The following is a 13,176-nucleotide window of genomic DNA, read 5'->3' as shown; positions in this document are numbered from 1 at the left end:
CCTGTGACAGGCCCGCTGTCCGCGCAAGCCTTACAGACCGCGCGCCCTGACCTGCGCCTTCGTCGCCCGCCGGGCCCAGGCCTTGTCGATCTGCTCGCGCAGCCGGTCGTCGTCGGCGGCCTCGTAGCGCACCAGCACGGCGGGCCAGCCCTCATAGTGCGGGGTCTGGAAATAGGTCTGCGGCTCGGTCTCCATCAGGAAGTCGACCGTCCCGGTGTCCAGCGCCAGGGCCAGACAGTCCGGCTCGCGCCCCTCGTTGACGATCCAGTGGCCGCGCACGCGGATGCAGCGGCCGTCGAACAGGGTCGAGTCCTCGGCGCCCGGCTGGGTCAGGGCGTAGGCGAACATCTCGTCGCGGGTCATGGGCCGATAGTGGGTCGGTCGCGCCAAAAGAAAAAGGCCGGTGTTTCCACCGGCCTCTTCAAATCTTCAGCGGCGTCGCCCGATCAGGCGGCGGTGGCTTGCTCGGCCAGCTTGGCCTTCACCTGGCGCTTGATGCGCTGGGCGGCGGTCGACAGCTGCTCGTCCTTGGCCTTGACGATGAACGGGTCGAGTGGTCTTGACGTTCGAGTGGCTCACGCTGTGGCCGACCATGGGGCCGATACCGGTGAGTTCGCAGCGACGCGACATCTGACTATCCTTGACGGAGCGGTCCACGAAAACGGCGCGGACGCATGAAACAAAGGCGCGCAGGGATCGGGTCCCCGCGCGAGAGGGGGCCGTATAGTGGAAGTCACCGCGCCGCGTCAAGGCTTGTAGCGGTCTTCAACGCGTTCAGCCGCCGTTCAATTCCGGCCATATATCGCTTCTATCCATTGCAGCGAAGCTCCGCTGCCGAGGTCTGTACGATGAAGATGTCCGTCCTGCTCCGCACCGCCCCCGTCCTGATCGGCGCCCTGCTGATGGCCAGCGCCCTCATGGCTGGCCCCGCCGCGCCCGTTCAGTCGGCCACTCCGCCTGTCCTGCCGGGCTACTGGCAGTACACCACCAGCGCAGTGGGCCAGCGCGACACCGAGACGAAATGCGTGCGGCCCAGCGAGATCAACCGCTTCTTCGGCGGCCTGTCGACGCGTCACTATCGCTGCACCTATCCGACGCGCGAGGTCGGCAACGGCAACGCCCGGTTCGAGGGCAACTGCGTCTCGCGCAGCGGTCGTCAGGTGCGCGTGCGCCTGAACGGCACCTACCAGCCCGAGCAGTTCAGCTTCAACGGCGGGGCCTCGATCAAGGCCGCCGGCATCTGGAGCCCCTACATCCCGGCGACGATCACGGCCCGACGCCTGGCGGCGCAGTGCCCGGCGAACGCGGAGTATTTCTGAGGCCGGGGCTGCAAGCGGCTAGTTTGCCATCGTCTCCGCGCGGCACTGCCGCAGGTCGTCCAGGGTGAGCGCCATCCGCTCCACCTCGATCCTTTCGCGTCGCTGACCGTCAAACAGCGTGATGTGGGTCGTCGTGGCGAGATGATCGAGGAAGGTGTCGGCGAGGATGAATGCATGTCCCTGCAGGCCGTCGACCTCCAGGCCCGCGGATCTCAGATTTCGATAGGTCACACCGGAGAGATCGATCTCCATGCCGGGATAGCTTTGATCCGGTACTGTCGACCAGTCGTCCTTCAGCATACCCAGCAGGACGCCGCCCCGCCGCTGGGCGACCAGAACGACCAGTCTTTGTCCCTGCTGATCGTAATGGGAGGTCGCGCAGGAACCGCCCTCCACCACGACGCCCCAGCTTCCCGCGCGCCGGTATGTCTGTGCGGAGGCCGCGCCGGAGACGATGCACCAGAGAAACATGGCTGCGGCGCACGCGTAGAAGCGCATCGGTCAGGTTCCCTCGTCCGGAGTGGACCGTGATCGCGGGGTTCCGCGGGGTCAATCAGGCGAAGTCCGGGTTCCGGAGCCGCTGGAAAGCGCAAAGCAAAAGGCCCGGGATCGCTCCCGGGCCTTTCGTTGTTTCGGCGATGCGCGTCGAAATCAGGGCGGCGATGACGGCCTTCTTGGCGCTCAGCGACTTGGCCAGCAGCTGGACGGCGGCGTCCTTGTCGATGCGGTTGGCGGCGGCGACTTCGCGAGCCATCCGGTCCAGGGCCGATTCATAGAGCTGACGCTCCGAATAGGACTGTTCCGGCTGGCTGTCGGCGCGGTGCAGGTCGCGGACCACTTCGGCGATCGAGATCAGGTCGCCCGAGTTGATCTTGGCTTCGTATTCCTGGGCGCGGCGCGACCACATGGTGCGCTTGACGCGGGCGCGGCCCTTGAGGGTCGTCAGCGCCTTGGTCACGACGTCGTCGGCGGCCAGCGAACGCAGGCCGGCGGTCTTCGCCTTCTTGGTCGGGACGCGCAGGGTCATCTTCTCGTGGTCGAAGGTCACGACGTAGACCTCCAGCGACATGCCCGCGACTTCCTGGGTCTCGACCGCCGCCACCTTGCCGACGCCGTGCGCCGGATAGACGACCGCGTCGCCAACCTTGAATTCCAGACCAGTCTTGTTCGTCATGCCGCCCGAGGACATCATCTTCGATCCCAACATCTTCGCCGTGGCGACGGGGATCGAGGAGCACGACAACTACGCCGTGCGGCAGGTTCACCCGCGCGAAGGATTCCACCNAGCGACATGCCCGCGACTTCCTGGGTCTCGACCGCCGCCACCTTGCCGACGCCGTGCGCCGGATAGACGACCGCGTCGCCAACCTTGAATTCCAGACCAGTCTTGTTCGTCATGTCATTCCTTTCCCGGCGCAGGGAGGATGAGACGTTACGCAATGACGGCTGCGCTCTTCGGCGACGGTTAACCGTCGGCGGCGCAGTTTACTCAGTCGTCAGGAACGGAAACGGATCACCAAACCTCTGGCCGACCCCGCCTTCGTGGGCGGAGTTCTGTCGCAAACGCGGGCGGCGCGAGAAAATCGCTTACCGCCCGACCCAATNAACGGATCACCAAACCTCTGGCCGACCCCGCCTTCGTGGGCGGAGTTCTGTCGCAAACGCGGGCGGCGCGAGAAAATCGCTTACCGCCCGACCCAATGACAGGAACCTATCACAAAATTGCAGAAATTCAAAACGTCCACAGCGCTGGCGTGACTGTACGGGCAAATCCCACCGGCTTGATCTCGCTCGGGAGGCGTCTGTGTGCCGTCAGGAGCCTTTTCCGGGCTTTTCGGAGAAGTATTTCTCGAACTTGCCGGTTTCGCGCTCGAACTGTTCCGCGTCGGCCGGGGGGGTGCCCTTGACCGTGATATTGGGCCAGACCTTGGCGTATTCGGCGTTGACGATCAGCCATTTGCCGTCCGGCTCGTCCTCGGTGTCGGGCACAATGGCGTCGACGGGGCATTCCGGCTCGCACACGCCGCAGTCGATGCATTCGTCCGGGGCGATGACGAGGAAGTTTTCGCCCTCGTAGAAGCAGTCGACCGGGCACACCTCGACGCAGTCCATGAACTTACATTTCACGCAGGCGTCGGTGACGATGTAGGTCATTGAATGAAGAGGCGATCACGAGGGGTGGGTCGGGCTGCGCAGATGACCTTCGTGGCCCCGGCTGTCAACTCGGTGACCGACATGTCCCTGTATTCGGGCCTTGCCGCGGCCTTTTGAAGCCCTATCTGTATCTAATGCGATTACAGATCGCCCCCTATTCAGAGGACTCCACCCATGCATTCCGTTTCCCGCACCGTCATCGCCGCGGCCGCCTCGATCAGCCTTCTGGCCGGCGGCGCGGTGGTCGCCCAGTCCGTTCTGACGCAGAAGCCCGCCGAGGTTCAGGCCGGCGCCTACAAGCTGGATCCTTCCCACGGGAAGATCACCTGGTCGGTCGATCACATGGGCTTCTCGACCTATGTCGGTCAGTTTGTGAACGCCCAGGCCGAGCTGACCCTCGACCCCGCCAACCCTTCGGCGTCGCGTCTGACCGCGACCATTCCGCTGACCGAGGTCGATTCCAACAATGACGGTCTCGACGCCCACCTGCAGACGGCGGACTTCTTCGACACCGCCAACCATCCGGTCGCCACCTTTGTCTCGCGCTCGGTCACGGTCGATGCGGAAGATCCTTCGGAAGCGACCGTCGTCGGCGACCTGACCCTGCGCGGCGTCACCCGGCCGGTGACCATGGAGGTGGACTTCAACCAGGCCGGCGTCTCGATGGGCGCCTACAAGGCCGGCTTCGACGGCGAGGCGACGATCAAACGTTCGGACTTCGGCATCAGCTACGGCCTGCCGGTGCTGGGCGACGAGGTGACCCTGCACATCGAGGGCGAGTTCATCCGCCAGTAGGCGGCTCGCGCTCCACGATGGAATACAGGGCGCGGGCCTCCTCGGGCGGTCCGCGCCTTTCGCCCGTCTGGAGGACCTGAAGATCGATCAGGCGGCCGCCGAGGGCGAAGACCAGGCCGTCGCCGACGTGAACGGTGCGGCTGGCCTTGTCGAGCCGGGTCTGGAGGCCGTTGTGGGTCAGACGCACCGCACCTCGCTCGACCATGGCGGCGGCCAGCGACCGCGTTTTGGCGAAGCGGGCGCGCCACAGCCAGACATCGATACGGCAGGCCGTCTCGCTCATGCGGTTCCGGAAGAGGGCGAGCGGGCGCGGCGCGGACGGCGGCGTTTGGCGCGGGCCGCCGGGAGCACCGGTGCGGTGAGCGCCCGCAAGACGGCGAACGGGGAATCCTTCACCAACTGCGGGGCCTGTCCCGGCCGGTCAGGTCGCCGCGCGCGGGTCGTCTTCAAGGCTGCGATCAAGGCATTGGCCTCGTCGATGGTTACGCCGAGGTCCCGCAGGTCGTCCGCCGAAAGCGCGCCCTTTCCGATCGCGCGCCGTTCGGCCATCGCCTCCAGCAGTTCGACCGGGGCGACGTACCGGCCGACCGCGCGCAGACCGAAGGCCGACAGGCTCCGCGGCGACGGGGCGGGGGACGGCAGCAAGGTCACGCCCTCGCCGCGCGCCCGGAACGCCCACCCGCCGGTGAACGCCTGCGCCACCTCGCGGGGACGGGTCTTCAACAGGGCCGGCAGCCAGACAGAATGCGCCCCCATGCGCACGCCGAAGGTCCGCAGGGTGCGGCGCTCGACCTGGCTGAGCGCGGCCAGATCGCGCTCCACCTCGCGCCGATCGATGATCCCGCCGGCCTCGAGCAGACGGAACGCCAGCCCGCGGGGCAGGCCCTTCAATGCGCCGCTCTCGATCGCCGTCTTGAGCCGCTTCAGGGGTTTCAGCGCCCGGCCGGCCTCGGCCGCCAGCCAGGCCTCCAGCCGCCGCTGCGCCCGTTCGCGCGCCGCCACGGAGCCCAGCTCCCCCAGCAGGTGGACCCGCGGAGCGAACCAGTCACCGCCGGGGAGGACCTGACCCGCCTTGACCCCGCGCCACAGCACCGCCCCGTCCGGCGTGACGCCGAAGGCCTCGTCGGAGTCCGCCGCCAGCCGGCCCAGCCGGCGCGCGATCTCCGGCGTCACCGCCTGACGCGCCGCGTGACGCAGGGCGCGGTCCTCAAGGGCGGAGGAGCCCTTGTCGATCTGGAAATCGACGCCGGTCAGGCGGCCGACCGCATGGCCCTCGACGATCACCGCGCCTTCGTCATCGACGTCGGCGACCGCGTCCTCGCGCACGTTCAGGGCTCGCATCAGGGCCGTGGTGCGCCGGTCGACGAAGCGGGCGGTCAGTCGCTCATGCAGCACGTCGCTGAGCCGTTCCTCCAGCGCCTTGGTCCGGTCGCGCCACCCCTGCGCCTGGTCCAGCCAGTCGGGGCGATTGGCGATATAGCTGAGGGTGCGCACGCCGCTGAGCCGTGCCGAGAGCTGGTCGATCTGGCCGTCGTCGCGGTCCAGTTCGGCGAAGCGGGGGGCGATCCACTCCTGAGTCAGGCGGCCGCGCTTGCCGGTCAGGGCCTGAAAGATGTCCTTCGCCAGCCGGCCGTGCTCGTCCAGCGTGGTCTTCTGGAAGTCGGGCAGCTGGCACGCCTCCCACAGCCGCATGATGGCCCCGCGAGAGCGGCCGATGCGGGCCACCTCCTCGTCCTTGATCAGGCGGCGCAGCAGGGTTTCGTCCAGCGCCGGCTGGGTCAGGCTGAGGCCCGCGCGGCCGGGTGTCACGACCAGTGAGCGCAGCAGGTCGGGCAGGGTGTCGAAATCCAGCCGGGCGTTGCGCCACTCGGCCGCCTCGACCGGATCGAAGCGATGCTCGACCACCTGTTCCACCAGATCGGGGTCGAGTTCGAGCGACTCGCCCGTGACGCCGAAGGTGCCGTCGCGCAGGTGCCGCCCGGCCCGGCCGGCGATCTGGCCGATCTCATGCGCGTGCAGCCAGCGGGTGCGACGGCCGTCGAATTTGCGCAGGCCGGCAAAGGCGACGTGGTCGACCTCCATGTTCAGACCCATGCCGATGGCGTCGGTGGCGACCAGAAAGTCGACCTCGCCGGACTGGAACAGCTCAACCTGGGCGTTGCGGGTGCGGGGGCTCAGGGAGCCCATGACCACCGCCGCGCCGCCGCGCTGGCGCCGGATCAGTTCGGCGATGGCGTAGACCTGCTCGGTGCTGAAGGCGACGATGGCGCTGCGGGCGGGCAGGCGGGTCAGTTTCTTCGAGCCCGCGTAGGACAGGGTCGACAGCCGTTCGCGCTGGACGATCTCGACATCGGGGACCAGCGCCCGGATCAGCGGGGCCATGGTCCCGGCGCCGAGGAACATGGTCTCGAACCGCCCGCGGGCGTGCAGCAGCCGCTGGGTGAAGACGTGACCGCGCTCGGGGTCGGCGACCAGCTGGATCTCGTCGACGGCGAGGAATTCGACGGTCCGCTCCATCGGCATGGCCTCGACCGTGCAGACGAAATAGTGGGCGCGCGGCGGGACGATCTTCTCCTCACCGGTGACCAAGGCGACGGCGGCCGCGCCCCGGCGTTTGACGATGCGGTCATAGATCTCGCGCGCCAGCAGCCGCAGCGGCAGGCCGATCATGCCCGAGGCGTGACCCAGCATCCGCTCGACCGCCAGATGGGTCTTCCCGGTATTCGTGGGCCCCAGAACCGCGACGACGCGCGAGGGGGCCTGTCCGGCGCCGCGATCACTCATGATGCTGAAAAGGTGGCGTGTCCCGTCCGGTTCCTCAAGCGGCGCCGTGACGGCTGGCCGACTTGTAAACAGCCACGGTTCGCACGGCGGAACAGGGGCGAAACGAATCAGGACCGAATCACCGACACGGCCCGATTCGGGGTTTGTTCCCTACAAGATATTGTATCTTAACGCGTCTTAATCACAAGGCGAAACGCGGTTCTCGCACAGCGGGACGGCTGGATCCGGCGTCATGGCGGGAGAAAACGTATCGGCCCGCTTCCCCGACGCCGCACCAGACGCTAGGTCAGCGCTGCGTGGCCCCGTAGCTCAGCCGGATAGAGCAAGGCTTTCCTAAAGCAGAGGTCGGGGGTTCGAGTCCCTCCGGGGTCGCCACTTCCTCTCGTTTCCTCAGGATCGCGAGCTGACGCCGCGTTGTCCGTCCACAGATTCCTGGGGCGGAACGAAATGGTTTCCCCGTTTACCGGATCACGCAGGAGTTGGGGGCGTTCGCACACCCTATGCTAGAAGCAAGTATATTTTTCTAGCTCATAGCGTAGTTCATATTGGCGTTTCTCCATCAAAACAGAGAAATCGCTATGCCAACCAGCGCGGATGTGAGGTGTTGTGACGTAAGTTTTTCTATATTTGATAGATGAACAAGTAACTGCTCTTCATTTTTGCCGTTATGGCAAATCTACTGGAATGGTGGGTAAAAACCCCTAGACGCTATATTGGCCATGTGTACAGCAACGTACACATAAATGCTTTCCGACAGCTAAGCTGAAATGGCCATTTTACCGTATCATTACTACATTAATTACGTTAATTAACTAGGACGGTAAGTCCCGGATTAAGCTATCAGCGTTCATTCAGGCATGACTGGGATGTTTCAATCGGGGCTGTCGGGACATGCATGCGGGAAGAGGCGAGGGTGGCTACGGGTATCTGGGGGACCAGACAGAGGCGGGGCACGGTCCACAGCGACGGGCTTTCGGCGCGCCATACGAGAGCGTTACGTTTTCGACGGCGACCCGTTCACGCTGTGAACTGACGGTTACACTGGCCTCGCAGCCGGTGTTCGACCTGGCCTCCTCGACTCCAATCAGCCAGCGCCTCAAGCGGACCATCCGTCGCTGCGGCGAGCGCTCGATCTTCGAACGCAAGACGCTGGAGCTGGATGATCTGCGGCAGATCGACATCCTGACCATCGAGCACGGCATGCGTCTGTTGCGGCTGGGGCCGGGCGATACGGCGATCGTGCCCGCCTTCTGGCGCACCCTGTCAGGCGGACGCGGTCCCTATGCACTGCAGTGCGCGGCGGTGCAGCACAGCTCGGAACCGGGCAGTCTGCTGATCGAGGTTTTCGGCGGCCTCGAGCACACGGCCGTCGATGTGATCGACGAGACCCTGGCGCATTTCCAGACCCACACCCGCGGCGTCGTGCTGCACATCGCGCCGGATATCGATACGGCGCGACGTCTGGCGGGGGTGAAGGCGCACTGCCTCGCCATCGACTTCGCCGGTGTGGCTCACGAGGGGGCCCGCGACTGGATCAGCGCCGCTGAGCTGGTCAGGGCGGCGCGGCAGATCTGCAGTCAGCTGCTGCTGGTCAATCTGCGCCCTGACCGGGCGCTTGCGGCGCAGGCCGCCGGAGCGACCCACGCGGTCTTCTCGACGCTGGAGCCGCGGTCGCTGTAGCGGCGGCTATTTCCGCCGCCGTGTCAGGATCATGCGCAGGCTCATGCCGAGTATGACGACCGGCACGAGGACGAGCAGCCACGACAGTATCTGCATGAGGGTCATGGACGCGCCCCTCCTTGAGGCGCGGGCACAGGGCGCGTCGGCCGGTCCGAAGTCAAATGGCCGCTAGCGCCACTTCGACCCTTCGCCGTGTCCGCCGATGCTTTCGAACTCGGGCGGGGCCGCCTTGTGGATGTATTGCTCGGACACCAGCCAGCCCTTGAGAGGGCGCAGCACGCCGAGGCAGCCCAGCACCAGCAAGGGCATGGTCACCACCAGATGCACCCAGATCGGCGGGTGAACGCCGAACTCGAACCACATGAACAGGGCCATGCCGAGCAGTCCGACCAGGCTCATGCCGAAGAAGGCCGGGCCGTCGGCGGGCTCGGCGAAGCTGTAGTCCAGCCCGCAGGCCGGGCAGGCCTCGCGGATGGTCAGGAAGCCGGTCAGCAAAGGTCCCTTGCCGCATCGTGGACAGCGGCAGCGCAGGCCGGTCGAAAGAGTGCTGAGGCGGGGATAGGCGGGGTCGGTCACGGTCGTCGTCCTGACAGGAAGCCGGACTGCATGTCGGCTCCCTGGGGCGCCTCCGCAACCGGTCCAGTTGTCGCGGGGAACACCCGGCAGCCGCCGTCGTTCCTCGCCCATGACCGAAACCCTGGGATCCGCGGTGCCGGCCGACATCGAGGCCCTAGTCGATGCGGTGCTGAAGGCCGCGTGCGACCATGACATCACCCTGTCCACGGCCGAGAGCTGCACCGGCGGACTGATCGCCTCGATGCTGACGGACGTCGAGGGCCGCTCCCACGCTTTCGAGCGCGGCTATGTCGTCTACACGGACAACGCCAAGGCCGAGGAGCTGGGCGTGCCGCGCCGACTGATCGAGCAGAACGGAGCAGTTTCCGAGCCGGTCGCGCGGGCGATGGCCGAAGGCGCCCTGAGGGATTCCCGCGCCGGGGTGGCGGTTTCGGTAACCGGCTTCGCAGGCCCGGCCGGACCCGACGACGAACCGGGGCTGGTGCATTTCGCCCTGGCTGCGACGGGCGCCCCGACGGTGCATGAGGAGCACCATTTCGGCAATCACGGCCGCGGCCCCGTGCGGCTGGAGTGTTTGCGGGTCGCCCTGCGCATGATGCGGGCCGCCCTGCCGGGGTAAGCGGAACGGTCACCAACCGTTAACCGCGTTGAAAGGCCGGTCGCGCGAGGGTGCGCGCGTATGTCCGGGGCAACCGTCAGCAAGCGCGTTCTCAGAACCACCGTGGCCGCAGCCGCGGCGGGCGCGGTCGCCTTTGCGCCCATGGCCCCTCTGGCCCAGGAAGCCGGCGCGCCCGTCGATCCGATCTCCATCCGCATCGGGGCCAACGCCGAGTTCACCCGGCTGGAGTTCGCCGGCGTCATCGGCGCGCGTTCACGGGTCCGGCGCGAGGGCCGCGACGTCATCGTCCGCATCGGCTCGACCGCGGCGCCTGACGTCTCTCGCCTAAAGGTCGATCCGCCCAAGGGGGTGGAGAGGGTCGAGACCCGCGCCGTCCAGGGCGCCACCGAACTGGTCATGACCCTGGCCGAGGGCGCCGACGCCCGCAGTGGTTCGGCCGACGGCGCGGTCTATGTGAATCTGTTCGCCTCGGCGCCCGACGCGCCGGCTCCCGAAGTGGTCGTGGCGTCCTATGTGCCCGTGACCACCCGGGCCACCCCGGCCAAGGTCTCGATGACCTTCCAGTGGGACAAGCCGGTCGGCGCCGCCGTCTTCCGGCGCGGCGCGGCGGTATGGGTGGTGTTCGACACGCCCGGCCGGCTCGACATGGCCGCCGCCCGGGAACTGGGTCCGGCTTCCAACGCCCACTGGACCGCGGCCGCCGACCATGTCGCCGTTCGCATCGCCGCGCCGGAAGGGCTGGCTGTCTCCGCGGTCGCCCAAGGCTCGAACTGGACCGTCGTCATCGGCGGCCAGCCCGTCGCTGTCGCGGGCGTGCCGGTCGAGCGCGACGACAGCGGCGAGGCCGTACTGGTCGCCCGCATGGCCGGCGCCACCAAGGCGATCTGGCTGACTGATCCGCTGGCCGGCGACCGGTTCGCCGCCGTCACAGCGCTGGCGCCCGGCAAGGGGTTCGCCGCCCGCCGACGGACGGTCGATCTGGCCCTGCTGCCGACGGCGCAGGGACTTGCCGTCGAAGCCGCCTCCGAGGACCTCGGCATTCTGGCCGAGACGGACCGCGTCACCTTCAGCCGCCCCAATGGCCTGATCCTGTCGCCGCCCTCGGCTGCGCTGGAGGCCGCCGCCGATGAGAACGGGGCGCCGAAGAAGGCGAAATTCCCTGGCCTGATCCTGACTGAATGGGCCGATGCCGGCCACGCCGGCTTCTCCGCCCGCTATCGCCAGCTGCAGGACGCCGCCGCCGAGGAGGCCATGGCCGCCGGCGACGATCCGCGCGCATCGGCCGAGGCGCGTTTCGCCCTGGCCCGCTTCCTCGTCGGCTCGGGCCTCGGCTACGAAGCTGTGGGCGTGCTCAACAACATCGTCGCCAGGGCGCCGAACATGGCCGGCGAGCCCGAGCTGCGCGGCCTGCGCGGCGCCGCCCGCGCCTCCATCGGCCGGATGGAAGAGGCCGAGGGCGATTTCGCCGCTTCCGCCGTGGCCGGTGATCCGGCGTCCGCCATGTGGCGCGGCTATATCGCCGCCAACCAAGGCGACTGGGCCGCCGCCCGGCAGGCCTTCGCGGCCGGCGCCGTCGCCGCCGACGCGTTCGCCCCCGCATGGCGCGCCCGCTTCGGCGCTGCCCATGCGCTGGCGGCGCTGGAAACAGGCGACCTGCCCGCCGCGCGCGCCCTGCTGGCCTACAGCTTCAGTCAGGGCGCGCCCGCCCCCGACCAGCTGACCGCCCATCTGGTGCAGGCCAAACTGTTTGAGCTCGATGGTCAGTCCGACCGCGCGCTGGCGGTCTACGCCGCCGTCAGCCGGGCCCCGCTCGACGCCGTCTCGGTGCCGGCCAAGCTGGGCGTGGTCCGCCTGTCGCTTGCCAAGGGCAAGATGAAGCCGGGCGACGCCGCCAATGAACTGGAGGCCCTGCGCTGGCGCTGGCGCGGCGACGCCACCGAACTGGCCGTCATCCGGCAGCTGGGCCAGCTCTATCTGTCGCAGGGCCTGTACCGCGAGGCCCTGACGGCCCTGAAGGGCGCCGGACCCGGCCTGAACCGGCTGAAAGGCGCCGCCGACATCCAGGCCGATCTGGGCGAAGCCTTCCGCATGCTGTTCCTCGAAGGCGGCGCCGACGGCCTCCAGCCTGTTCAGGCGCTGGGCCTGTTCTACGATTTCCGCGACCTGACCCCAATCGGCGCCGACGGCGACGAGATGGTGCGCCGGCTGGCCCGGCGGCTGGTCGAGGTCGACCTGCTGGATCAGGCGGCCGAACTGCTGAAATACCAGGTCGAGAACCGTCTGGAAGGCGTGGCCAAGGCCCAGGTCGCGACCGATCTGGCCACCGTCTATCTGATGGACCGCCAGCCCGAGCCGGCGCTGCAGGCGATCTGGGGCTCGCGCTCCACGATCCTGCCGAACGCCCTGAACGCCGAGCGGCGGGCGCTGGAAGCCCGGGCCCTGACCCAGCTGGGCCGCTATGACCACGCGCTCGAGATTCTGGGCGACGACGCCTCGCCCGAGGCGCGCGAGGTTCGCGCCGAGATCTTCTGGAAGCAGCAGAAATGGCTGCAGGCGGCTGCGATCTATGAGGCGCGACTGGGCCAGCGCCACGCCGATCCGGCGCCCCTGACCGCCGAGGAAGAGGCGCGGCTGATCCGCGCCGGCGTGGGCTATTCGCTGGGCCATGACACCGCCGGGCTGAGCCGGCTGTCGCGCAACTACCGGCCGTTTATCGCCGGTGCGCGGGCGAAGACGGCCCTGTCGATCGCGCTGGATGACGACGGCGTCGCGCCGGGCGATTTCGCCGGCCTGGCCGCCTCGGCCGACACCTTTGCAGGCTGGGTCACGGCCATGAAGGACGAACTGAAAACGAAAACGGGCGGGAACCGCGCTGCGGCCCCCGCCCGTCCTCAAGCTGCCGCAGCGCCTCCTGCGAGGCCGGCTGCGTAGACCTTTCGGTCTTACTTGTTCACCGCATCCTTGAGCGGCTTCGAAACGCGGAAGCGCACGGCCTTCGAGGCGGCGATCTTGATGGTCGCGCCGGTGGCCGGGTTGCGGCCTTCACGGGCGGCGCGGGCGGCCGTGTCGAACACGCCCAGGTTGGAGATGCGCACGTCGCCGCCGCCGGTCAGCGACTTGTGAATGTTGGCGACGGAGGCGATGAGTTCTGCTTGGGTGGTCATGTGGGTCGTTTCCCGATGAAAGCTCGCCCCGATTCAGGGGCGATGACGGACGGATTGACGCCGCTTTTTGCCAGCTTGGCAAGCG

Annotated in this window: 13 protein-coding genes, 1 tRNA gene and 3 pseudogenes; 7 read left to right on the top strand and 10 right to left on the bottom strand. The window is 67.8% G+C overall.

Features of this window, described 5'->3' with window-relative positions; translation table 11 throughout:
* Positions 1–30 precede the first annotated feature (30 nt).
* Complete coding sequence (locus tag ASD25_RS18840) at positions 31–363, bottom strand: MmcQ/YjbR family DNA-binding protein (protein WP_056620077.1); 333 nt, start codon at positions 361–363, stop codon at positions 31–33.
* 83 nt (positions 364–446) lie between these two features.
* Positions 447–630, bottom strand: a pseudogene (locus ASD25_RS29615) (bL28 family ribosomal protein).
* Positions 631–854: 224 nt separating this feature from the next.
* Between ASD25_RS29615 and ASD25_RS18835 the strand changes: the two are divergent.
* The gene (locus ASD25_RS18835; RefSeq protein WP_200943668.1) at positions 855–1,319 is read left to right on the top strand and encodes a DUF3617 family protein; all 465 of its coding nucleotides are present in this window, start codon (positions 855–857) and stop codon (positions 1,317–1,319) included.
* Positions 1,320–1,337: 18 nt separating this feature from the next.
* Here ASD25_RS18835 and ASD25_RS18830 read toward each other — a convergent pair whose 3' ends face one another.
* Together ASD25_RS18830 and ASD25_RS18825 are read right to left on the bottom strand one after the other, a co-directional pair.
* Positions 1,338–1,817 (bottom strand): hypothetical protein, encoded by a 480-nt coding sequence (locus tag ASD25_RS18830; RefSeq protein WP_056619507.1) that lies wholly within the window; start codon positions 1,815–1,817, stop codon positions 1,338–1,340.
* Positions 1,818–2,001: 184 nt separating this feature from the next.
* Positions 2,002–2,493: pseudogene (locus ASD25_RS18825) on the bottom strand (CarD family transcriptional regulator); the annotation flags it as partial.
* Position 2,494: 1 nt separating this feature from the next.
* Here ASD25_RS18825 and ASD25_RS33305 point away from each other — a divergent pair.
* A pseudogene (locus ASD25_RS33305) lies at positions 2,495–2,603 on the top strand (hypothetical protein); the annotation flags it as partial.
* Position 2,604: 1 nt separating this feature from the next.
* On the opposite strand, the gene ASD25_RS33300 reads toward ASD25_RS33305, so the two are convergent.
* Positions 2,605–2,717: CarD family transcriptional regulator (locus ASD25_RS33300; protein WP_369816637.1), on the bottom strand; the 113-nt coding region annotated here is incomplete at its 3' end.
* Between the two features lie 414 nt (positions 2,718–3,131).
* Complete coding sequence (fdxA, locus tag ASD25_RS18820; RefSeq protein ID WP_056619504.1) at positions 3,132–3,473, bottom strand: ferredoxin FdxA; 342 nt, start codon at positions 3,471–3,473, stop codon at positions 3,132–3,134.
* 174 nt (positions 3,474–3,647) lie between these two features.
* Here fdxA and ASD25_RS18815 point away from each other — a divergent pair, with 174 nt between their 5' ends.
* Positions 3,648–4,268 carry a YceI family protein gene (locus ASD25_RS18815; RefSeq protein WP_056619501.1) on the top strand — a complete coding sequence of 207 codons (621 nt, stop codon included), beginning with the start codon at positions 3,648–3,650 and terminating at the stop codon, positions 4,266–4,268.
* Here ASD25_RS18815 and ASD25_RS18810 read toward each other — a convergent pair.
* Together ASD25_RS18810 and ASD25_RS18805 are read right to left on the bottom strand one after the other, a co-directional pair.
* Positions 4,255–4,551 carry an RNA-binding S4 domain-containing protein gene (locus tag ASD25_RS18810; RefSeq protein ID WP_056619498.1) on the bottom strand — a complete coding sequence of 99 codons (297 nt, stop codon included), beginning with the start codon at positions 4,549–4,551 and terminating at the stop codon, positions 4,255–4,257. The genes ASD25_RS18815 and ASD25_RS18810 overlap by 14 nt on opposite strands.
* The gene (locus tag ASD25_RS18805) at positions 4,548–7,052 is read right to left on the bottom strand and encodes a helicase-related protein (protein ID WP_056619495.1); all 2,505 of its coding nucleotides are present in this window, start codon (positions 7,050–7,052) and stop codon (positions 4,548–4,550) included. Before ASD25_RS18805 ends, ASD25_RS18810 begins: the two co-directional genes overlap by 4 nt.
* Positions 7,053–7,350: 298 nt before the next feature.
* Between ASD25_RS18805 and ASD25_RS18800 the strand changes: the two genes are divergently transcribed.
* Positions 7,351–7,427 (top strand) — tRNA-Arg (locus ASD25_RS18800).
* A gap of 681 nt (positions 7,428–8,108) precedes the next feature.
* Positions 8,109–8,732: a hypothetical protein gene (locus ASD25_RS18795; protein ID WP_056619492.1), complete on the top strand. Its 624-nt coding sequence runs from the start codon at positions 8,109–8,111 to the stop codon at positions 8,730–8,732.
* 168 nt (positions 8,733–8,900) lie between these two features.
* On the opposite strand, the gene ASD25_RS18790 is transcribed toward ASD25_RS18795, so the two are convergent.
* The gene (locus ASD25_RS18790; RefSeq protein WP_056619489.1) at positions 8,901–9,308 is read right to left on the bottom strand and encodes a DUF983 domain-containing protein; all 408 of its coding nucleotides are present in this window, start codon (positions 9,306–9,308) and stop codon (positions 8,901–8,903) included.
* A gap of 109 nt (positions 9,309–9,417) precedes the next feature.
* On the opposite strand from ASD25_RS18790, the gene ASD25_RS18785 reads away from it, so the two are divergent.
* Together ASD25_RS18785 and ASD25_RS18780 are read left to right on the top strand one after the other, a co-directional pair.
* A complete protein-coding gene (locus ASD25_RS18785) occupies positions 9,418–9,927 on the top strand; it encodes a CinA family protein (RefSeq protein ID WP_056619487.1) in 510 nt (169 codons plus the stop codon).
* 102 nt (positions 9,928–10,029) lie between these two features.
* Complete coding sequence (locus tag ASD25_RS18780; protein ID WP_056620075.1) at positions 10,030–12,858, top strand: hypothetical protein; 2,829 nt, start codon at positions 10,030–10,032, stop codon at positions 12,856–12,858.
* Between the two features lie 11 nt (positions 12,859–12,869).
* Here ASD25_RS18780 and ASD25_RS18775 read toward each other — a convergent pair whose 3' ends face one another.
* Positions 12,870–13,091, bottom strand: coding sequence for an HU family DNA-binding protein (locus tag ASD25_RS18775; RefSeq protein WP_056619484.1), 222 nt, complete (start codon positions 13,089–13,091; stop codon positions 12,870–12,872).
* Positions 13,092–13,176: the final 85 nt, after the last annotated feature.

It is taken from the genome of Brevundimonas sp. Root1423, from assembly GCF_001426805.1.
This window is presented reverse-complemented; position numbering and strand designations above follow the sequence as displayed.

Coding starts and splice junctions, on each gene's coding strand:
- ASD25_RS18840 (WP_056620077.1), bottom strand. CDS start 363: ATGACCCGCGACGAGATGTTCGCCTACGCCCTGACCCAGCCGGGCGCC.
- ASD25_RS18835 (WP_200943668.1), top strand. CDS start 855: ATGTCCGTCCTGCTCCGCACCGCCCCCGTCCTGATCGGCGCCCTGCTG.
- ASD25_RS18830 (WP_056619507.1), bottom strand. CDS start 1,817: ATGCGCTTCTACGCGTGCGCCGCAGCCATGTTTCTCTGGTGCATCGTC.
- fdxA (WP_056619504.1), bottom strand. CDS start 3,473: ATGACCTACATCGTCACCGACGCCTGCGTGAAATGTAAGTTCATGGAC.
- ASD25_RS18815 (WP_056619501.1), top strand. CDS start 3,648: ATGCATTCCGTTTCCCGCACCGTCATCGCCGCGGCCGCCTCGATCAGC.
- ASD25_RS18810 (WP_056619498.1), bottom strand. CDS start 4,551: ATGAGCGAGACGGCCTGCCGTATCGATGTCTGGCTGTGGCGCGCCCGC.
- ASD25_RS18805 (WP_056619495.1), bottom strand. CDS start 7,052: ATGAGTGATCGCGGCGCCGGACAGGCCCCCTCGCGCGTCGTCGCGGTT.
- ASD25_RS18785 (WP_056619487.1), top strand. CDS start 9,418: ATGACCGAAACCCTGGGATCCGCGGTGCCGGCCGACATCGAGGCCCTA.
- ASD25_RS18775 (WP_056619484.1), bottom strand. CDS start 13,091: ATGACCACCCAAGCAGAACTCATCGCCTCCGTCGCCAACATTCACAAG.